This window comes from Novosphingobium sp. BL-S-34 (assembly GCF_056857015.1).
The window spans coordinates 1,778,334-1,796,530 of record NZ_CM166472.1 but is presented as its reverse complement, the minus strand read 5'-3'; the positions used below and the strand labels follow the sequence as shown (position 1 = coordinate 1,796,530).

Annotated in this window: 21 protein-coding genes; 7 read left to right on the top strand and 14 right to left on the bottom strand. The window is 67.3% G+C overall.

Annotated features, from left to right (window positions below; all coding sequences use genetic code 11):
- Positions 1-205 precede the first annotated feature (205 nt).
- Complete coding sequence (locus AC1VV3_RS08555) at positions 206-544, top strand: P-II family nitrogen regulator (RefSeq protein WP_132264634.1); 339 nt, start codon at positions 206-208, stop codon at positions 542-544.
- Positions 545-581: 37 nt separating this feature from the next.
- On the opposite strand, the gene AC1VV3_RS08550 is transcribed toward AC1VV3_RS08555, so the two are convergent.
- The gene (locus tag AC1VV3_RS08550; RefSeq protein ID WP_132264635.1) at positions 582-1,010 is read right to left on the bottom strand and encodes a protein tyrosine phosphatase family protein; all 429 of its coding nucleotides are present in this window, start codon (positions 1,008-1,010) and stop codon (positions 582-584) included.
- Positions 1,011-1,310: 300 nt separating this feature from the next.
- On the opposite strand from AC1VV3_RS08550, the gene AC1VV3_RS08545 reads away from it, so the two are divergent.
- The 6 genes from AC1VV3_RS08545 to queC all read left to right on the top strand — a co-directional run bounded on the left by AC1VV3_RS08545 (position 1,311) and on the right by queC (position 6,522).
- Complete coding sequence (locus AC1VV3_RS08545; protein ID WP_132265300.1) at positions 1,311-2,090, top strand: cold-shock protein; 780 nt, start codon at positions 1,311-1,313, stop codon at positions 2,088-2,090.
- 140 nt (positions 2,091-2,230) lie between these two features.
- Positions 2,231-3,421: an aspartate aminotransferase family protein gene (locus AC1VV3_RS08540; RefSeq protein ID WP_134094719.1), complete on the top strand. Its 1,191-nt coding sequence runs from the start codon at positions 2,231-2,233 to the stop codon at positions 3,419-3,421.
- Positions 3,421-4,347, top strand: a complete 927-nt coding sequence (gene argF / locus AC1VV3_RS08535) for an ornithine carbamoyltransferase (RefSeq protein WP_132264638.1) — start codon at positions 3,421-3,423, stop codon at positions 4,345-4,347. The genes AC1VV3_RS08540 and argF overlap by 1 nt, the downstream gene beginning before the upstream one ends.
- Entirely contained in the window at positions 4,344-5,249 is a 906-nt protein-coding gene (gene hslO / locus AC1VV3_RS08530; RefSeq protein ID WP_482961546.1) for an Hsp33 family molecular chaperone HslO, read from the top strand. Before argF ends, hslO begins: the two co-directional genes overlap by 4 nt.
- Positions 5,250-5,307: 58 nt before the next feature.
- A complete protein-coding gene (locus AC1VV3_RS08525) occupies positions 5,308-5,778 on the top strand; it encodes a hypothetical protein (RefSeq protein ID WP_243654144.1) in 471 nt (156 codons plus the stop codon).
- Between the two features lie 48 nt (positions 5,779-5,826).
- Positions 5,827-6,522 carry a 7-cyano-7-deazaguanine synthase QueC gene (gene queC / locus AC1VV3_RS08520; protein WP_314467547.1) on the top strand — a complete coding sequence of 232 codons (696 nt, stop codon included), beginning with the start codon at positions 5,827-5,829 and terminating at the stop codon, positions 6,520-6,522.
- A 160-nt stretch (positions 6,523-6,682) separates the two neighbouring features.
- Here queC and AC1VV3_RS08515 read toward each other — a convergent pair whose 3' ends face one another.
- The 13 genes from AC1VV3_RS08515 to AC1VV3_RS08455 all read right to left on the bottom strand — a co-directional run bounded on the left by AC1VV3_RS08515 (position 6,683) and on the right by AC1VV3_RS08455 (position 18,180).
- Positions 6,683-7,705 (bottom strand): OmpA family protein, encoded by a 1,023-nt coding sequence (locus AC1VV3_RS08515; RefSeq protein ID WP_134094717.1) that lies wholly within the window; start codon positions 7,703-7,705, stop codon positions 6,683-6,685.
- 188 nt (positions 7,706-7,893) lie between these two features.
- Complete coding sequence (locus tag AC1VV3_RS08510) at positions 7,894-8,352, bottom strand: DUF2793 domain-containing protein (RefSeq protein WP_482961545.1); 459 nt, start codon at positions 8,350-8,352, stop codon at positions 7,894-7,896.
- 33 nt (positions 8,353-8,385) lie between these two features.
- Positions 8,386-10,590 carry a phage tail protein gene (locus AC1VV3_RS08505; protein ID WP_482961544.1) on the bottom strand — a complete coding sequence of 735 codons (2,205 nt, stop codon included), beginning with the start codon at positions 10,588-10,590 and terminating at the stop codon, positions 8,386-8,388.
- 11 nt (positions 10,591-10,601) lie between these two features.
- On the bottom strand, positions 10,602-11,018 hold the full coding sequence (locus AC1VV3_RS08500) for a hypothetical protein (protein ID WP_482961543.1): 417 nt from the start codon (positions 11,016-11,018) through the stop codon (positions 10,602-10,604).
- Positions 11,015-11,836 (bottom strand): DUF2163 domain-containing protein, encoded by an 822-nt coding sequence (locus AC1VV3_RS08495; protein ID WP_482961542.1) that lies wholly within the window; start codon positions 11,834-11,836, stop codon positions 11,015-11,017. Before AC1VV3_RS08495 ends, AC1VV3_RS08500 begins: the two co-directional genes overlap by 4 nt.
- Positions 11,833-14,184: a phage distal tail protein, Rcc01695 family gene (locus AC1VV3_RS08490; protein WP_482961541.1), complete on the bottom strand. Its 2,352-nt coding sequence runs from the start codon at positions 14,182-14,184 to the stop codon at positions 11,833-11,835. The genes AC1VV3_RS08495 and AC1VV3_RS08490 overlap by 4 nt, the downstream gene beginning before the upstream one ends.
- Before the next feature lie 19 nt (positions 14,185-14,203).
- The gene (locus AC1VV3_RS08485; RefSeq protein ID WP_482961540.1) at positions 14,204-14,785 is read right to left on the bottom strand and encodes a tail tape measure protein; all 582 of its coding nucleotides are present in this window, start codon (positions 14,783-14,785) and stop codon (positions 14,204-14,206) included.
- Positions 14,775-14,975: a phage tail assembly chaperone gene (locus tag AC1VV3_RS08480; RefSeq protein WP_482961539.1), complete on the bottom strand. Its 201-nt coding sequence runs from the start codon at positions 14,973-14,975 to the stop codon at positions 14,775-14,777. Before AC1VV3_RS08480 ends, AC1VV3_RS08485 begins: the two co-directional genes overlap by 11 nt.
- Positions 14,972-15,301: a gene transfer agent family protein gene (locus AC1VV3_RS08475; RefSeq protein ID WP_482961538.1), complete on the bottom strand. Its 330-nt coding sequence runs from the start codon at positions 15,299-15,301 to the stop codon at positions 14,972-14,974. The genes AC1VV3_RS08480 and AC1VV3_RS08475 overlap by 4 nt, the downstream gene beginning before the upstream one ends.
- Entirely contained in the window at positions 15,298-15,705 is a 408-nt protein-coding gene (locus tag AC1VV3_RS08470; protein ID WP_442045046.1) for a phage major tail protein, TP901-1 family, read from the bottom strand. The genes AC1VV3_RS08475 and AC1VV3_RS08470 overlap by 4 nt, the downstream gene beginning before the upstream one ends.
- Positions 15,706-15,742: 37 nt before the next feature.
- Entirely contained in the window at positions 15,743-16,132 is a 390-nt protein-coding gene (locus AC1VV3_RS08465; protein WP_482961537.1) for a DUF3168 domain-containing protein, read from the bottom strand.
- 3 nt (positions 16,133-16,135) lie between these two features.
- A complete protein-coding gene (locus AC1VV3_RS08460) occupies positions 16,136-16,915 on the bottom strand; it encodes a head-tail connector protein (RefSeq protein ID WP_482961536.1) in 780 nt (259 codons plus the stop codon).
- Between the two features lie 122 nt (positions 16,916-17,037).
- Entirely contained in the window at positions 17,038-18,180 is a 1,143-nt protein-coding gene (locus AC1VV3_RS08455; protein WP_482961535.1) for a phage major capsid protein, read from the bottom strand.
- Positions 18,181-18,197 lie beyond the last annotated feature (17 nt).

The window sequence follows — 18,197 nt, the reverse complement described above, 5'->3', positions numbered from 1 at the left end:
TCTCCTCTCACCCGTCGCCGCCTACAGATGTTCCTCCTGCGAACACAAACTCAAGGGCCGGAGCCAGCCGCTCCGGCCCATTTTTCGTGCCAAATCGCTTTGTGGTCGCGCCCGGATGTGGGATGCTCGCCCTGCAGCTTCCGCGCAGGAGCCCTCGGGTACTCGAAGCGGCCTTTCGGGGCTTGAACCGGCCAGGAGAACGGGCGTGAAGTACATCATCGCGATCATCAAGCCGTTCAAGTTCGCCGAAGTCAGGGAGGCGCTGTCCGCCGCCGGAATTTCGGGCCTGACAGTCTCGGAAGTCAGCGGCTTCGGCCGGCAGAAGGGGCAGAGCGAGATCTATCGCGGCGCGGAATACGCCTCGAGCATGGTGCCCAAGCTGAAGCTGGAAATCGCCGTTTCGGATGCTTTTGCCGGCACGGTGATAGAGATCATCCGCAACACGGCCAGCACCGAGGAAATCGGCGACGGGAAGATCTTCGTCTTCGACCTGGCCGATGTGCTGCGCGTCCGCACCGGCGAACAGGGCGAAATCGCGCTCTAGCGCGCGAAAGCCCCGAAGCGCCGTGCAGCCGGCAGGCTCAATTGCCGGCGGCGAACATATCGATAAGCTGGCGGATCGGCGAGACGTCGTAGCCCGCTGCGGCGGCCTTCGATGCGATCACGGAAGGGTTGTCCCCCGCCTTGGCACGGGCCAGCGCCCAGAGCAGGGTCGATCGCGTTCCCGAACGGCAATAGGCCAGAACCGGACCATCGGCAGTATCCAGGGCCTTGGCCATGGCATCGACCTGGGCCTGGCTGAAACCGCCATGCCCCACGGGAATGGCCACATAATCGATCCCCGCGGCGCGCGCTTCCGCCTCGATCGCATCGCCCGGGGTCTGATCGTCGCTCTCGCCCTCGGGGCGGTTGTTGACGATCCGCACGATTCCCATTTCCTTCGCTTCGGCGATGGCTTCGGTGCCGATTTGCGGGCTGGCGAATACGGAGTCGGTGATCTGGCGGAACATGAAAGCGAGTCTCCGGTATGAAACGGGCTGTTTGCGCCCCGGTTCGGCCTGAAATTCGTCCACGTCAAGCGCCCTGTTCCCGCTAAAAGCAAGCCGGAACGTCGTGAAAATGCGTTATTTCGTCGATTGGACGGGATTCTGGACCGTAATTGTGTTCGCCATGTGGCAGAACCTCGTGTATGACTGGAGATCGCAGGTAGGATCCGGCTTGTCCCGGCTGTCTTGCTTGCCGCCCGGCGCGGTTCGTCCACGTGACCGGGTTTATGCTTTTTGGGGCGCAGCGAAGGTACGTTCGTAGACATGGGTTTTGACAGAGGTCGTCGCGGAAGGGGACGCGACAAGCGCGATGGTGGTTTTGGTGAGAACGAGTTCGATCCGTTCTTCGCCGGCCAGGATCGTTTCGGTGGCGGTGACCGTTTCGGTGGCGGCGGCGATCGCTTCGGCGGTGGCGGTGGTGACCGCGGTGGTTTCGGCGGCGGTGACCGCTTCGGCGGCGGCGGCGGTGATCGCGGCGGCTTCGGCGGCCCGCGCGGCGGCGGCGGTGGCGGCTTCGGCGGACCCCGCGGTGGCGGCGGTGGCGGCGGAATGCCTGCCCAGGTCGTCGGCCAGGGCAAGGGCGTCGTAAAGTTCTTCAACGGCGCCAAGGGCTTCGGTTTCATTCAGCGCGATGAAGGCGGCGAAGACGTCTTCGTGCACATCAGCGCAGTGGAACGTGCCGGCCTCGAAGGCCTGGCTGAAGGCCAGCAGCTCGAATTCCAGCTCGTCGATCGCGGCGGCAAGATTTCGGCCAGCGAACTCGTCGTCGTCGGCGACGTGATCCCTGTCGAAAAGCGCGAGCCTGCGCCGCAGCGTCAGCTGACCGGCGAAAAGGCCACCGGCACCGTGAAGTTCTTCAATTCCATGAAGGGCTTCGGCTTCATCACCCGTGATGACGGCCAGCCGGACGCATTCGTTCACATCAGCGCTGTCGAGCGTTCGGGCCTTGGCGCTCTGAACGAAGGCGATCGCGTGGAGTTCGACATCGAGGTCGATCGACGAGGCAAGTACTCGGCGGTCAACCTGGCGCCGCTCCAGGGCTGATCAGCCTGCAACGCTTCCGGTGTTTGACCGGGAGCCTGCAAACACCTAAAAGCGCGCAAATGGCGGTCCGGATAGGGCCGCCATTTGTCGTTTGCGATTCCCGTTTTCACTTCACTGTTTCGTTATCGAGGAATTCCGTCATGTCGATCACTCCGCTGATGCCTGTGTACCCCCGGTGCGGCGTTCGGCCCGTTCGCGGCGAACACTGCCACCTCATCAGTGAAGACGGTCGCCGATTCCTCGATTTCGCCAGCGGCATCGCCGTCAACCTGCTGGGTCATTCGCATCCCGGCCTAATCGGCGCGATCCAGAAGCAGGCCGAGACGCTGATGCACGTCTCCAATCTGTACGGCAGCCCGCAGGGCGAGGCGATTGCCCAGCGCATCATCGACCTGACTTTCGCCGATACCGTGTTCTTCACCAATTCCGGCGCGGAAGCGGTGGAGTGCGCGATCAAGACTGCGCGCGCTTATCACCAGCACGTCGGCAACGACCACAAGTACGAGCTGATCACGTTCAACAACGCCTTCCACGGCCGGACCATGGCGACGATCAGCGCCTCCAACCAGGAAAAGATGCACAAGGGCTTCTTGCCGCTGCTGCCTGGTTTCAAGTACCTCGATTTCAATGACCTGGAAGCGGCCAAGGCTGCGATCGGCCCCAACACGGCCGGTTTCCTGGTCGAGCCGATCCAGGGCGAAGGCGGCGTGCGCATCGCCTCCGACGAATTCCTCCAGGGCCTGCGCCAGCTTTGCGACGAGCATGACCTCATGCTCGTCCTCGACGAAGTGCAGAGCGGCGTCGGCCGCGCCGGCACGCTCTATGCTTACGAGCAGTTCGGCGTGGTGCCGGATATCATGTCCACCGCCAAGGGCATCGGCGGCGGCTTCCCCGTCGGCGCCTGCCTCGCCACCGAGAAGGCCGCGCGCGGCATGGTGATCGGCGCGCATGGCTCGACCTATGGCGGCAATCCCTTCGCCATGGCCGCGATCGGCGCGGTGCTCGACGTGGTTTCGGACGAGGCCTTCCTCGCCGATGTCCGCGCCAAGGGCGAACGCCTGCGAGCCCGGCTGGAACAGTTCATCGGCAATTATCCCGAGCTGTTCGAATCGGTCCACGGGCGCGGCCTGTTCATCGGCATCAAGCTGAAGAGCGAACCGCGCGCCTTCGTGGCCCACATGCGCGACAATCATCAGGTGCTGACCGTTTCGGCCGGCGACAACGTCGTGCGCGTGCTGCCGCCGCTGGTGATCGACGACAGCCATATCGACGAGTTCATGGACCGGCTTTCCGCGGCTGCGGCAAGCTACCAGCCTGAAGGGGTGGCCTGATGAGCCGGGATTTCGTAGACCTGAGTGACGCCGGCGGCCCCGTCCTGGCCGCGATGATCAACGATGCCATAGACCGCAAGGCGGCACGCAAGGGTTGGCCCAAGGGCAAGCCCGATGCCGACGCTCCGCTGGACGGTCATGTGCTGGCGATGATCTTCGAGAAGAACTCGACTCGCACCCGCGTCTCTTTCGACATGGCCATGCGCCAGCTCGGCGGCAGTGCACTGATCCTCGAATCGGGTTCGACGCAGCTCGGCCGCGGCGAAACGGTGGCGGATACCGCCCGCGTGCTCAGCCGCATGGTCGATGCGATCATGATCCGCACTGACGATCACGCCAAGATCGAGGAACTGGCGCGCCATGCCGACGTGCCGGTCATCAACGGACTGACCGACCTTTCGCACCCCTGCCAGATCGTGGCCGATCTGCTGACCATCGTCGAGCGCGGCTTCTCGCTGCCCGGGCTTCAGCTCGCCTGGCTGGGCGATGGCAATAACGTGGCCAACTCGCTGATCGAGGCGGCAGGGCTGATGAAGTTCACCATCCGTATCGGCGGTCCGGCAGGCTATGAGCCCGATGCCGGCTTCGTCGAGCGCGCCCGCGCAGCGGGCGGCGAAGTGATCTTCACGCAGGATCCGGTCGAGGCCGTTCGCGGCGCGCAAGTGGTCGTCACCGATACCTGGGTCTCGATGGGCCAGGCCGGCGGCGAGGTGCATGTCGCGGCGATGCAGCCCTACCAGGTCAACCCGGCGCTCATGGGCGCTGCGGCCGACAATGCCATGTTCCTGCACTGCCTGCCCGCGCACCGCGGAGAGGAAGTGACGGACGATGTGATCGACGGACCGCAGTCCGGCGCCTGGGACGAGGCCGAGAACCGCATCCACGCCCAGAAATCCGTCTTGCTCTGGGCGCTGGGCAAGCTGTGATCGACGATACGCTGCGCAGCGACGACACCGGGTTCGATCGCGTCCTGGCCTTCACGGTTCCCGCGCGCCACGCGCGCGGGCGTGTCGTGCGGCTGGGGCCGGTGCTGGAAACGGTGCTTTCCGCGCATAGCTATCCCAAGGTCGTCAAGCATGTCCTGGCCGAGGCGCTGGTGCTGACCGCGTTGATGGGCTCTCTGCTCAAGGAAGACGGCGCGCAGCTGACCTTCCAGGCCCAGGCCGAGGGCGGCGCGGTGGACCTGCTCGTCTGCGATTATCGTAACGGGGAACTGCGTGGCTACTTGCGCCACGATCCGGACCTGGTCGAGCGGCTTGAGGAAGATTGCTCGCTGGAGGCGATCTTCGGTGCCGGTTACCTGGCGATCACTTTGGATCTGGAAGCCTCGAACCAGCGCTATCAGGGCGTGGTGCCGCTGGAAGGCGCCTCGCTGGCGGAAGCCTGCGAGAACTATTTCGCGCAGTCCGAGCAGTTGCCTACGGTCATTCGCGTTTCGGTTCGCTCCAATGAACTGCGCTGCGTGGCCGGCGGACTGCTGGTGCAGCACCTGCCGGACGGCGAGGAAGGCAAGGAGCGGCTCCATGCCAAGGAGACGCATCCGGATTGGGAGCATGTCTCGATCATGACCCAGAGCGTCCAGCCGGCCGAACTGGTGGATCCGGTGCTGAATCTGGAGCAGCTCGTCTGGCGGCTTTTCCACGAGGAAGACGAAGTCCGGGTCGAGCCGCTGGAGCCGCTGGAGCGCGGCTGTCGCTGTTCGGTGGAATACTATCGGAACATCCTCGAACGCTTCCCCGAAAGCGAAAAGGCCGACATGCGAGACGAAACGGGTATGGTTCCCGTGGATTGTGCTTTCTGTTCCAAGATCTTGCACGTCCCCGTGTAGTAATTTTCATCCCGCCGACCGGCTTGTCTTGTCGGCGGGGAATGACGATATGGGGCCCATGACCAAGCCCCAGGCACGAAATACCTCCCGTTCGGCCCGCAAGGGCTCCCCTGTTTTACAACTGCGGATGCGGACGGCCCTTATCGTCCTGACTGTCGGCGCGGCCCTTGGCGCCGGGTCGGGGGTGATGGGACAGAAGCGGTCTCTGGACATGCTGGACCAGCTGGAGTCGGGCTCCTGGGAGCTGCGCGAGCGGGGGCAGGGTGGCTCCGTCAACGATGTCTGCGTTCGCAGCGGGCGCCAGTTGATCCAGCTCCGCCATGCCGGGCTGGCTTGCAATTCCGTGGTCGTCGAAGATTCGCCCGCCGAAGTCGTGGTGCAATATACGTGCGCGGGCCAGGGTTACGGCCGCACGCGCATTCGCCGCGAGACCGATGCCCTGGTGCAGATCGACACCCAAGGCATCGTCAATGGCCTGCCCTTCGCTTATGCGGGCGAAGGTCGCCGGCTGGGTGCCTGCCGCAACTAGGGTAAGCACACGGTTGTCATCGCTCCGGCGAAAGCCTAGCGCAGGCCCATGCAGCTTTCTCAAAATACCGAAGGCCGGAAGGCGGTCGTGCTTCTTTCCGGCGGTCTCGACTCCATGGTGGCGGCCGGCATAGCCCGCGAAACGGGTTTCGCCGTGAACGCGCTGACCATCGACTACAACCAGCGCCACCGCTGCGAAATCGACTCCGCGCGGACGATTGCCGCGTTCGTCGGGGCAGAGCGCCATGTCATTCTTCCGCTCGACTTGCGGCAGTTCGGCGGCTCCGCGCTGACGGACGATATCGATGTTCCCAAGGACGGCGTGGGCACTGACGTGCCGGTGACTTACGTTCCGGCGCGCAACCTGGTGTTCCTTTCGCTGACCCTGGCATGGGCGGAAGCGATCGGGGCCTCGGATATCTTCATCGGGGTGAACGCGCTGGATTACTCGGGTTATCCCGATTGCCGGCCCGAGTTCATCGCCGCGTTCGAGGACATCGCGAAGCTGGCGACCAAGGAAGGCGACCAGGGCACGAACTTCCGCATTCACGCGCCGCTGCAGTACATGGGCAAGGCGGACATCGCGCGCGAGGCGGCGCGGCTGGGCATGGATGCCGGAATGAGCTGGTCCTGCTACGATCCGCAGCCGGGTGACCTGGCCTGTGGTGCGTGTGACAGCTGCCGCTTGCGCAAGGCCGGTTTCGCCGATGCCGGGCTCATCGATCCGACGCCTTACGCGGTCTGACCACTCTCTCTTTTCGGAAACACACGAACGCCCCGCGCAAGCGGGGCGTTTTTTTGTGCCCTCAATAGAGGGCTTCATCCGGACCAGCCGTCTGAAGCAGGCAAAAGAAAAGGGGGCCGGATTGCTCCGACCCCCCAATCTGTAACCGTTGCCGGTTCGCTTACATGCCCGAACCCGGACCGTAAGTGATTTCGACGCGACGGTTCTGCAGCTCGCGCACGCCGTCAGCAGTCGGAACGCGCGGGTTGGCTTCACCGAAGGCCTGGCTCGAGATCGAGCCGTCCGGAATGCCGTGGCTGGTCAGGTATGCACGAACCGAGTCGTTACGACGCGACGACAGACCCATGTTGTACTTCGGGCTACCCGAACGGTCGGTGTAACCGGCCAGCATGATCGGAACGCTGTTGCAGTTGCCATAGGCACTGACGGCGCTGTCGAGGATGGTGGCGGCTTCCGGCGTGATGTCCGACTTATCCCAGTCGAAGAACACGATGTACGGACCCTTGTTGCATTCCACAACCGGCGGCGGCGGCGGCGGCGGCGGCGGCGGGGGCGGCGGGGGCGGCGGCGGCGGCGGCGGCGGCGGAGCTGCCGGTTCGCCGAAGTTGTAGCCCAGGGTCGCCATCAGCGAGTGCGAGCGCCAGCGGGTGCTGATCTCGTTGCCGGCAACATCGACGAAGTCGAGGTTGTTGACGTTGCTGAAGCGGTACTTCAGGCCGACGTCCACGTGGCTGCTGATCGGCGCGCGGATACCCGCGATTGCCTGCCAGGCGAAGCCCGTGTCCGAATCGTCGAAGATGTCGTAGTGAACGCGGCCAACGCCGGCGCCACCACCGACGTAGCCCTGAAGGCCATCATCGGGACCGAAGTCGAGCAGACCGTTGACCATGAAGGTCAGGTTGCTGGCATCCGGGCCATTGCTGCCCATGAACGAAGCCTGGCGGTAGCTGGCTTCGGTTTCCAGACGGAAGGGACCGAAGTCGTAACCGAGAGCAACGCCACCGTCGAAGCCGGTGCCGAATTCGGCGGTCGCGACGTTGTTCACGCCGTTCACGTCGAGATCGGCGTCTTCGACGATCATCGCGCCGGCGTCGAGTTCAAGATACCACGAGTTGTCGCGCGCAAGCGCGGGCGTGGCGATAGCTGTAGAAGCCAGCGCCAGGCCAAGGACGAGTTTCCTCATATGTTTCCCCTACTAAGAGATTTGGAGCCACCGAGTGCCTCGAGTGTCTACCCCCTCAGCTTTACGTGTGCAAGCGCACATTGAACGCGACTGTTGCAGAAATGTCGCGTTTTCGGGGGGTTGGTGAAGCGTGTGACCCCTTTATTGGAAATCGACTGCACCGTATTACCCCTGTTCAATGCCACTCATTATGCTGAAGGAACGATACCCAAGGCTTGCAGAACGACAATCACTTCAGCGATCGCCGCCCGAGCCTGAACATCAACTGTCATTCCGCCAAGTGGTTCCACGGGAAGGGAAGCTTTTCTCCAAAAAATGTCGAAGAGGCGTTCCTGGCGGGTGGATAAGTCGTAAATCCTGAGCCCCTCGCGGGGTTGCGCGAAGAGCCAGTTGCCGCCGTGAAAGCCGGCCAGACAGCCCTGCTTGCCGGACCACTCGCCCGTTGCGCCCTCCGCAACCAGCCAGGTCTCGCCCGCGGCGGGATCGCCGGGCGGATCGGCACGCTCGCCCGACACGGTGCCGTGCAGCATCATGTCGCAGCGCGACAGCGCTTCGTTGACGAACGCTTCCTTCTGCGCCTGGCCCACCTGGAGAAGCGGCAGGGCGAATCGCGGGGTGGTGTTTTCGAAGGTAATGGAATCGCTCATCTAATGAGTCCTCGTACTCTGGTGGGGCGGTGTTCAGGGCAGGCGGAAGAGAGGGAGCGGATCGGACAGGGCATAAGTCCCCTGCTGGCGCACCCTCAGGATTTCACCGGGGGCAAGCGCCGCGAGATGGGCAAGCGTGCCGGGCGGAATGTCGAGGCGGGACGAGGATACGGTCCAGCTCGCCAACGGCGCTGCGAGGGGCCCGGCAGTGACCAGGTAGCTTTCCGCGTGTTCCATGAGAGGCACGTCGATGCCGTCCTGCCACACCCAGTTCCCTCGCGCGCGCCGGGTCCATTCCAGGCGCAGTGTGCCGTCCTGCAGCATGGCCGCGCGGGGATGGACGGGCGCCAGGGGGCGCAGGGTCAGACCGCTTGCCTGTAGCGGAGCCGTGACAGGTCCCGCATCGCCGCGGCCCAGCGCGACGACCTTCCGGTTCATCGCCGTGCCGACCAGCGCGGGATCGAGCGCGACGGCGCTGCCGTCCAGCAGGACGAAACTCTCGCCGGCGACATGGCCTGACACCGCCCCCTCGGTGCCGCCGCGCCCGCGCAGCAGGCCCTCCAGGCGCCACCGGCCATTGCCGAGCGACGTGGCCCGGGCGAACTGGATCATTTCCTCGCCGAGGAATGCGAGGTTGGCCCCTTCTGCGAGCTGGCGGGTCGTGGCGGCAACGAGCTGCATCGCGGCATCCACCAGAGTGACCTCCAGGCGCGAGCGGCGATCGAACAGGAGCGGACTCATCGGCGGCAGCGCGTCTGTCGCCCTGCCCATCGTCGCCCGCTTGCGCCCGCTCGGTCCCAGCGGGTGAAGCGCGCCGTCGCCGCGGTCGGCGAACAGGGCCGCGCCGCTCCAGTTGCTGCCGGCCGAGGAAAGCGCGGCGAAGAGACGCGCCTCGCCCGTGCCTGCCGTTGCCGGATCGCAGGGCAGTTCGAAGGCGGCCAGGACAGTGGGCATGGCCGGCAGGTCCTGCGGAGCATTGAGCCGCCCCGGATCGGCGGCCGACTGCTCCGGATCGTTGGCCCGGACGGGCGCCAGCCGCTCGGCCGAGAGTTCGATACCCGTGTCGCGCCATTCCCATTCGAGCACGCGCCATTGCCCCGCGATGCCCGGGAACGTGACCAGGGCGCCGGGCGCCACTTCGGGATCGAGTTCGCTCGTTCGCCAGGAAATACGCTCGCGGGACCAGTCGATCCGCTGCCGTACCTGCTCGATCATGGTCCGGGCCGTGTCCGCGGAAAGCGTGGCGGGCAGTTCGATCGCGCGCGGCGCCCCGGTGCTGCTGTTGCCCGCAGGACCCTGGGCATGCTGCACGCCGGGAAGATAATCACGCTCGCTGTCGAAGTAGCGCAGCAGGGAGATGGGCTGGGCTTCGGCGGCAAGGCGGCGCCGGCTGAAGCCGGTCGCGCCGCCGAAGTCGTCGTCGCCGGCCGAAACCGCTGCTTCGGGCAAAGCGATCGGGCGGTCCTGGCTGCGTCTGCGGGACACGACAAGCGTGTCCGGTCCGGCGTCGATATCGAGCGGCAGGACCTGGTCGATGGTCCGCAGCACACCGTCCAGCGGGCCGTCGCAGGTCAGGCCGCGAAAGCCTTCCAGAGGGACCGCCGCGTCCGCATCCGCGACCAGATCGCCCAGGACATCGGCCAGATCGAAGTCCTCATCGGCCAGGACTTCGAACGTCAGGGCGGGGATGCGGTTGTAGAATTCGGAAAGGTCGAGATCCTCGAAGACGACATAGGCGAGGTCGCGGTGGGCAGGACAGCGCGCCTCGCCCTCGGCAGAAAGGATCAGCGGGTCGCAGGGCTGGTCCCCGTGCCCCAGGTGGAGACGCAAGGTGCCGGCGGCCATGAGGTCCCCCTCTGTGCCGCGCAGCAGGCGGCCGTCGGCCCAGATCCGGCCGAGGGCCGCGATGGGCCGGCTGGAAAGCGCCACGGCGAAGCTGGCGGTGTAGCTGTAGGTTGTGATCGAGGCGGCGCCCTTGCCGCCGCCCAGTGTTTCGCTGCTTTCGACGAGGTCGGTGGCCCAGATCACCTGCCCGGCCACGCGCATGCGGCCGAAATGGCGAGGCAGGGGTTGGCCGTAGCTGGAGCTGGTGACCTCCAGTTCCTTCAGGCGAGGGCCTTGCCGGTGCGGAGAACCGAAGATCGCGGCGTCGAACTGGCTGCCGACCATCGAGCCGATCGCGCCGCCCACCGGCCCGCCGATCGCGGTGCCGACGGCATTGAGAACGAGCGTTGCCATGTCATGTCCTTCTAGGTGATGGGATCGCAGGCCTGGCGCCAGAGCCCGGCAAGCGGCCAGTCTTCGGGAATCGGGCCGAGCACGACGCGGCCCAGTCCCGCATGGGCGTGGACGATCCGGCGCCGGTCCACGGCCACGGCGAAATGGAGCTGGCATGCCCCGGGCCGCAGCATGAGCACGTCTCCCGGCACTGCAGGCCCATTGGCAGGCGCAAGTCCCATGGACCTTGCGGCGGCGGCGACGAGCGAGTCCCGCTCCCCGCCTTCCAGTGCGCGCAGCCGATACGTGGCAGGCACCTCCATCGCGCCTCCGTGGGCGAGTGCGACGACGCCGAGGCAATCGAGCCCGATGTGTCGGTCGCGGCCATGCAGCCGGAACGGCACGCCGACGAGGCCCTTTGCCGCGGCGGCGATCTCGTCCCCGGTCATGCGGCGGGCGCGGGGTAGCGGGTGAGCAGGTCGTTGCCGGGCAGGAAGGGCTCGCCGCGGAAGTTTGCGGCGTTGCCGAACCGGGTTCCGCACGTGCCGAGGGTATGATCGCAGCCTTCGCGCAGGAACGCCCGTGTGCCGGGGGGTGGTTGCCGGTCGAGCGGATCGCCGAGCCTCAGGCGGTCACCCGTCCACCCGGCGATCTTCATCGTCATGCCGGCATAAGGACCCTCCAGCCAGCGCAGGCTGCCGCCTGCGAACAGGGCGGGATCGACGGTGGTGCCGAGCAGAAGCGAGGTGTCCTCCGCGTCCACGGCCGCGATGCTGACCTCGCGGGTGAAGCGCTGGGGATCGAGATTGCAGCCCGGTCCGCAGAAGGATGCGCGGCACGAGGGGCTGGTGCGCGGCACGGGATCCCGCGCAAGCTCTTCCTTGCGCGATGCCAGTTCGGCCGAGAACGTGCCGTCCTCCTGCGACACGGCGCCGATCGTGCCGGTGTAGAGCGTGGTGCGCTCCCGCGTTTCCCAATCGACCAGGCCGATGCGGACGAAGGCACCATCGAAGCGGCCCCCGGCCAGGTCCTCGGCCGAGATCGCCTCGTGAGTGAGCGTGCCGCGCACTTCGGCGCTATCGGCCTCGAACCCGGCGGACTTGCGGATCGACGAGGGCACCATGCCGGGCGCGGCCCGGTGGAGCAGCCCGTCGAACCAGAGGTCGGCGTCATGCGTGGTGAAGCCCAGCGTCACGCCGTCTCGGCGGTCGATGCGCCAGAAGGCGGCGGCGGTTTCGAGGTCGCCTGAAAACCAGATGCGGCTCATGACGCCTCCCGGATCTCTACGACAGGCACGCTGGGTGCTTCACCGGCGGCGAAAGCAGAGCCGGTGATTTCGAGCCGATCCTCGGCGAAGCGCACCGGGACGTCGAACAGATATCCCGCGCGGACGACGGCGCCTGCAGCCGGGGCATCGTCGAACAGCACGATACCCATCGGCTCCAGCGACCAGTTCCCCTCCTGCTCCGTGCCGCCGACCGAGACGCGCAGGGTGCCGGGCTGCGGCCGGGTGATGCGGCGGACCTGGCCAAGATCCTCCTGTCCTTCCACGTCTCCGTAGCGCTTGACCAGCGGGAAGCCGGCGCGGGCGCCGTCGCCGGTGTCCAGGTACTGGTCGTGCGGCGTCGGCGCGGCGACCATGCCGTTCGAGCTGAAGTCGCTGGGATCGCGCAGGCGGAAACCGCGTGCGGGGCCGCGGCGGGCACGGAAGAAGGCGATCAGCGTGCCCAACTCGGCCTCGGATCGGACGCCCGGCCCCACGTCGAAGCGCAGGCGGGCGTTCGACCACAGACTGTTGCGCCGCTCGAAGCCGGAGGCAGTCACGGAGATCGAGGTGGAGAATTCGGGAATGACGGCAGCATCCCGGCCAAGCGCGAGGGGGTAGGGCACGTCGTCGAAGGCCTGCATGGGTTCGGCTCCTGAAGGCTGGAACGGTGGGGGGAGGCGGACGAAGCCGTCGCGGGCGACTTGCGGCAGAGCCCAGACGACCACCTCGTGCGGGGAGCGGGCCAGGGCCTCGTCGATGCCCGCGTCGATCCGCCGCCAATGGTCGCTCTGCGCGGCGGTCAGCACGAAGCCGGCGAGATAGTCCTGGTCCTCGGGCGGGTAGCCGAGGCGCTCGTTCACCGTGGCATAGGCGCGGCGGCGCAAGACGTCGGCACCGGCGGTGAGCCAGTCGTAGTCCTCCACCTGCAGCCGGTCGAAGGCGGGCGCGGCCCAGCCCACCGGCAGGTTGGCGCGCCGCATCTCGGGCATCGCGGCGTCGAGCACGGTGGGCGTGAAGACCAGCGCCAGCGCTTCGGCCGCTGCGGGCGCCGCGGCGGCGCGCACGGCGGAGACCAGATCGGCGGTGGACCTGGCCAGCACCGCGCCGGCCGTGTCGAGCAGGGCCTGCTGGGCAGCGTCCAGCGGCGCGCGCATGTCGGGAATGACGGCGGGCGTGCCGCCAAAGGTGGCGAGAGCCTCGGCATCGTAGAGACAGATGCGGCCGTCCGCGAAGCACCACCACCAGGGCTCGCCCACCTGGAAGCGCACCGGCGCACCGGCCTCGATCATGATCCGCGCAAAGGCGGCGCCGACCGATTGCAGCCAGGCCATCGCCGCGCGGTTCGCCGGCGAGAGCAGGGTGGAGGGCGGTTCCCATCCGGTCAGCGCGGGATTGCCCAGATGATCGCGCTGCTTCCATGCGGGAGGGCAATGCTGGTCGAGCAGTTCGTAGGACAGCGAGGCCACCGGGCTGAAGCCCAGGTCCATGCATTCCCGGAAGAAGGCGCGGTGCCAGTTGCGCGTCGGCGCATTGAGCGGGTCTGCGGTCGCGCCGGCCAAATAGCCGCCATCCGCCGGGGCGAGCCGGAAGTAATGGCTCATGCCGACATAGTGGATCACCGAGCCCCGGTAGCCGAGCTGGCGCACGTTTCGCAGCAGGCGCGCGGGCGTCTGCACGCCCTGATCGTCGAAGCCCGTTGCCATGGCGAGGCCGTTGGGCGGCAGGATCACGTCGCCGATTTCCAGCATGGCCCGCGCGCCATCGGTGCGGATCTCGCTCAGTTCGATCCAGCCTTCGGCTTCGGCCGGCAGGGGTTCGGCGCTGCCGTTATAACCGGGCGGGCAAAACGAGATGAACATGCGGTCGATCGCATGGGGCCATACCCGGTCAGCGGAAGGCAGCGAGAAACCGGCGTCGAGTTCGGAGAAACGCAAGTCGATGCGGGCGTCCTCGCCGGTTCCTTCCGCATAGTTCCAAAGGCGGACGTACCAGACGCGCGCCGCGCCCGCGGCGTCCTTGCCCTCGACGGTCAGGGTGGGGCCGATGCCGGAATCGAGCGGGATCACGCCCGATGAGCGCCAGCGAAAGCTCAGCGCGGTATGGGCGTAATCACGGTCGGTCCGGTAGGCGAGAAGCGGGTGGTCGAGGCTGTCGACACTGTCCCAGATCAGCCCCCCGAGATCGCCCTTGCGCAGGAAAGCTGCGTCGAGGCGCAGCGAATCGGGGCCTGTCGATATGAGGGAGGCCATCATCGGTCGCGGAAAGTTGACGGTCCAGAAACGCGGGTCGAAGCGCTTGATCCAGTCGCTCGCCTGTCCGTTGCGCTTGTTTGCAAGCCAGAATGCCATGTCGGTTGCTCCGATGGTGTCAGCGGGCGGCGATCGCGCGGCGGACGGCGCTGGCGACCTGGCGCGAGGAGCGCTGAAGCGATTGGGGTGCGCTGGATCCGCGCGGGGCGTTGAGGTGGATGGCGACTTTCACGTCGCGCGCGGGGGTGCCCGGGGATGCCTCGATCCGTCCCGCCGAGGTGGGGACGAACATTTCCGGCCCTCGCTCGCCGACGACATAGCCCCGCCCGGGCGAGACATTGCCCCCGGTGGCGCGGCCCGGCAGGCCCAGCACGCTGGAGAACAGGCCGGAGAGGTCGAGCATTCCCGCCACGCCCCCGGATGCGCCCGTGGAGCGGCCCGTTCCCGCACCGAGCAGGCCCTGCACCGACTGCGCGGCGATCTCTCCCAGCGTGCCGAGGGCGGCGCGCTTGAGGTCGCCGAACCCCAGGCTGCCGCGGCGGATGGCGCTGGTCAGGCCTTTTTCCAGCGCCTGTCCGGCCTGGGTGAAGCCGGAGACGAGATCGTTGTCGATGCTGCCGCGCATCCGGGCGATGTCGCGGGAAAAGCCATCGGTACTGGCCCGGACTTCCACCAGGAGGCTGTCGATTTCATCGCTCATCATCGTGCTCCATCAGCTTTTCGAGAGGGGACCGGTCACAAGGGGATGCCGTGGGGGCAGTGAGCAGGCCGAGCGCGGCGGCGAGTTCGGCGGGGGTGGCGGCCCAGAATTCTCCGGGCCTCCATCCGAGCTGGCGCGCGGCAAGGCCGCAGAGCGCCAGTGCCGCCGCGGCGAAACGATCCTCGCTCACCCGCCACCCTTGAGGATCTGGCCAAGCAGGCTGCGCAAGGGCGCCGAGGAGGCGGCAAGCCCCTGCGCGACGACGGCTTCGCCCACCGCCGCGCGGGGCACCGCGCGCAGCGGATCGAGGCAATGCCAGAACAGCGCCGTGATCTCCGCAAGGCGCAGCTGTCCGGCCCCGGCCCTCTCCACCAGCGCGAAGAGCGGACCGAGTTCCTCCTCGGCAGCGATCAGCGCGGTGAAGCTGGGGCGCAGGACATGCGCTGTTCCGCCGATCTCCAGCAGGGCCTCGCCTCGCAGCGAATTGGCGGGCCGGGCCTCATGTCCACCCGTCATGCCGCGGCCACCGGACCGGAGCTTTCGAGCTGGAGCGTGTAATTGCGCTCTCCGTTGAAATCCCCGGCGTAGTCGAGGCGCTGGACGAGGAAGCGGCCGCGTAGCCGTTCTCCGTCTTCGAAGCTCAGTTCGTAGTCGTCCAGGGTGCCGGCCATGGCATTGGCGCGGATCTTCGCCTCGGCCGCACTGCCGAGGAAGATGCCGGCCGCGCTCACCGAAACCGCGCGAACGCCCGCGCCGGACAGCAGGTCCCGCCAGCCGCCGCTGTCCTTGCTGGTGACGACGACGGCATCACCCGTCACTGACATCTGCGTCGTGCGCAGGCCGGCCACGGTCTGGTAGGCGGCAGGAATGTTGCCGTCGGAGATCTTGAGAAGGAAGGCGCTGCCTTTCTGGGCGGGCATGGATGGCTCCTTTGTCTTGCAGGGCTGGTTTCAGGGATCAGGCGGCGAGCAGCCTGAAGCGATATTCAAGCAGGATCGCGCGGCGGCTCTCGCCGCGCTGCTCGGCGCGGGCGCGCAGGAACTGGACGGCGACGACCTGGAAGGTCGGCTGGTCGCGGGGAAGGTCTTCGATCCGCGCCTCGATCGCAGAGGTGAGGAAGGCCGCGGCGTCGGGCGTTTCGCCCCGGCAGTGAAGTTCGAGGGCGACGCGCACCTCGCGGCCCGGCGCGGTCTTGCAGCTCCAGTCCGTGCTGGCGCTGGAGGCGATGGCGAGCCACGGCAGGCTGGTGCGCGAGGGGGCTTCCTCGACGATGGCGTTGAGCTGGGCGGCAAGCACCGGATCGGCGCCGAGCCAGTCCATGAGGGCGGCGCGCAGGGCGATTTCCATTCCCTATCCTTTCGCGAAGAGCGGCCAGACCAGGTCGGCCCGGCGCCAGCGGCTTTCGTCACGTCGGGCCGCAAGGTGGCGGGCCTGCGCGTGGGCGGCGGCGAGCGCGGCGGCGCGGGCGGCCAGGCGGCGTGCGAGATCGTCGAAAGCGGCTTCCGCATCGGCGGCGATGGTCCCGCTCATCGCAGGCGCATCCGCCGCCACGGGCGCCAGAGCGCCGCTACCGAGGCGGGGGGGAAGAGCCGCGGCGCCCTCGCTCTCGCGTTCGCGGTGCTGGTGCGCGGCAAGGCGGATCATCCCGTGGCGCAGTCCGTCCGGCAGGTGGTCCCAGTCTTCGGCCAGCCCCGCCGTGAAGCGCACCGCGATGCGAACGATGGAGCGCGTGGGATCCGGCGGCAGGGACAGCCTCACCCGGCCGCCGCCATCGGCGCCGAGGTCGATCTCGGCAGTGCCTGCCGGAAGCGGGAAGCGCTCGCTGGCGCTGCTGCTGCTGCCAGTGCCAGTGCCAGTGCCGATAGGGTCAGGGCCGAGTCCATGGATGGCGGTAATCGCCTGTACCGGGCGGGCGGACAGCGCGTGCCAGCCTGCTTCCGCCGGCAGCACTTCCTCGCACTGCGCGGCCAGCGGCATGCGGCCGGTGAACGCCTCGCAGGTTTCGAGCGCACTGGCGAGCAGGGCCGAAAGCGGTCCGTCGTCGCGCGTGGTGGTCACGCCGAGCCACTGCTTGAGCTCGGCAAGCGCCGAGGGTGGCAGCACGGCCGGCGTGAGAATGACCCGGTTCATGGGTGTCTCCGATGAGAAGGGAGGGGGCGGGTAGCCCGCGCCGCCCGAAGGTGGCGCGGGCTGCTGCTCAGGATCCGCGCCGGGGAAGCAGAAGGGTTCCTCCCCCGCGCGGGCCGGGGGCGTCAGGCCGAGATCTTGAGCAGCTTGATCGCGTCGGAATCGAGTACTTGGCCGCCGATGCGCTTGGTCGCGTAGAAGTGGACGAAGGGCTTGTTGGTGAACGGATCGCGCAGGATCGAGGTGGCGCTGCGTTCCGCGATCAGATAGCCGGCGCGGAAGTTGCCGAAGGCGATCGGGAAGGCGCCCGCCGCCACGTCGGGCATGTCCTCGGCCTCGATGACGGGGTAGCCGAGCAGGCGGTTCGGCTGGCCTTCCATCAGGCCGGGCTGCCAGAGGAAGGAGCCGTCCGACGCCTTGAGCTTGCGCACCACGGCCAGGGTCTTCGCATTCATCACCCAGCTTGCGCCCTGGCGGTGGCCGCCCTTCAGCGCATGGACCAGGTCGATCAGCTTGAGTTCGGGCGCGGTGTCGAAGCCGGTGGCATTGCCCGTGGCAAGGAACTGCAACGAGCCGAAGGGGCGCGCCGCGTCGCCCGTGGCGGCATTGGGCGCGATGAGGAAGCCCATCGGCTGGTTGATGCCGGTGCCGCTGACGAAGGCACGCCCTTCCGCGCGCGCGAATTCAGAGGCGATTTCGTCCGCCAGCCAGGACTGGATATCGAAGGCGGCATCGTCGAGCATGGCCTGGCTGGCGGCCGGGTTGGCATAGAGTTCACCGGCCGGCGGCGCGATTTCGGCAAAGCTGGGCGTGGCGGTTTCGGTGCGGGCGCCGGTTTCGCTCACCCAGCCCGAGGCGGTGCCGCCGGTGGTGATGAGCTTGCGGTAGCCCGCCGTACCGGTCTGCACCACTTGCGCGATCGCGCGGATCGGGCTGATGTCCCGCAGCCTGGCGGAAATCAGCGCGTCCACTTCGCGCGGCACGGCATAGCCGCCGTCCGAGGCGGCGATGCCGGAGAGCGATTTCACCTCCGTCTCGCGGCCCAGGCGCAAGTAGCCATCGACGAATCCCTTCACTTCGAGGCTGGCGGAACTGGCGGCGCCGCCTTCGATCACCGGGCGCGAGGCCGCGCGGCTGACGCGGTCGAGACGGGCCTTCACGTCCTCGACATCGCCGCGCAGGGTTTCGACGGCGGCTTCGGTGGCGTCCTGACGGGCGACGAGGTCGAACGAAGCGTCGAGCGCTTCGACCGGGGCAATGGATTCCATCGGGCACTTACCTTTCG

Excerpts from the sequence above, each read along its gene's own strand:
- AC1VV3_RS08515 (WP_134094717.1), bottom strand. The coding sequence starts at position 7,705 with ATGAGGAAACTCGTCCTTGGCCTGGCGCTGGCTTCTACAGCTATCGCC.
- AC1VV3_RS08550 (WP_132264635.1), bottom strand. The coding sequence starts at position 1,010 with ATGTTCCGCCAGATCACCGACTCCGTATTCGCCAGCCCGCAAATCGGC.
- AC1VV3_RS08495 (WP_482961542.1), bottom strand. The coding sequence starts at position 11,836 with ATGAGCCGCATCTGGTTTTCAGGCGACCTCGAAACCGCCGCCGCCTTC.
- AC1VV3_RS08545 (WP_132265300.1), top strand. The coding sequence starts at position 1,311 with ATGGGTTTTGACAGAGGTCGTCGCGGAAGGGGACGCGACAAGCGCGAT.
- AC1VV3_RS08470 (WP_442045046.1), bottom strand. The coding sequence starts at position 15,705 with ATGCCCGCCCAGAAAGGCAGCGCCTTCCTTCTCAAGATCTCCGACGGC.
- argF (WP_132264638.1), top strand. The coding sequence starts at position 3,421 with ATGAGCCGGGATTTCGTAGACCTGAGTGACGCCGGCGGCCCCGTCCTG.
- AC1VV3_RS08490 (WP_482961541.1), bottom strand. The coding sequence starts at position 14,184 with ATGGCATTCTGGCTTGCAAACAAGCGCAACGGACAGGCGAGCGACTGG.
- AC1VV3_RS08525 (WP_243654144.1), top strand. The coding sequence starts at position 5,308 with ATGACCAAGCCCCAGGCACGAAATACCTCCCGTTCGGCCCGCAAGGGC.
- AC1VV3_RS08460 (WP_482961536.1), bottom strand. The coding sequence starts at position 16,915 with ATGAACCGGGTCATTCTCACGCCGGCCGTGCTGCCACCCTCGGCGCTT.
- AC1VV3_RS08500 (WP_482961543.1), bottom strand. The coding sequence starts at position 11,018 with ATGACCGGGGACGAGATCGCCGCCGCGGCAAAGGGCCTCGTCGGCGTG.
- AC1VV3_RS08475 (WP_482961538.1), bottom strand. The coding sequence starts at position 15,301 with ATGACGGGTGGACATGAGGCCCGGCCCGCCAATTCGCTGCGAGGCGAG.
- AC1VV3_RS08505 (WP_482961544.1), bottom strand. The coding sequence starts at position 10,590 with ATGGCAACGCTCGTTCTCAATGCCGTCGGCACCGCGATCGGCGGGCCG.
- AC1VV3_RS08510 (WP_482961545.1), bottom strand. The coding sequence starts at position 8,352 with ATGAGCGATTCCATTACCTTCGAAAACACCACCCCGCGATTCGCCCTG.
- AC1VV3_RS08485 (WP_482961540.1), bottom strand. The coding sequence starts at position 14,785 with ATGAGCGATGAAATCGACAGCCTCCTGGTGGAAGTCCGGGCCAGTACC.
- AC1VV3_RS08540 (WP_134094719.1), top strand. The coding sequence starts at position 2,231 with ATGTCGATCACTCCGCTGATGCCTGTGTACCCCCGGTGCGGCGTTCGG.
- queC (WP_314467547.1), top strand. The coding sequence starts at position 5,827 with ATGCAGCTTTCTCAAAATACCGAAGGCCGGAAGGCGGTCGTGCTTCTT.
- AC1VV3_RS08465 (WP_482961537.1), bottom strand. The coding sequence starts at position 16,132 with ATGGAAATCGCCCTGCGCGCCGCCCTCATGGACTGGCTCGGCGCCGAT.
- AC1VV3_RS08455 (WP_482961535.1), bottom strand. The coding sequence starts at position 18,180 with ATGGAATCCATTGCCCCGGTCGAAGCGCTCGACGCTTCGTTCGACCTC.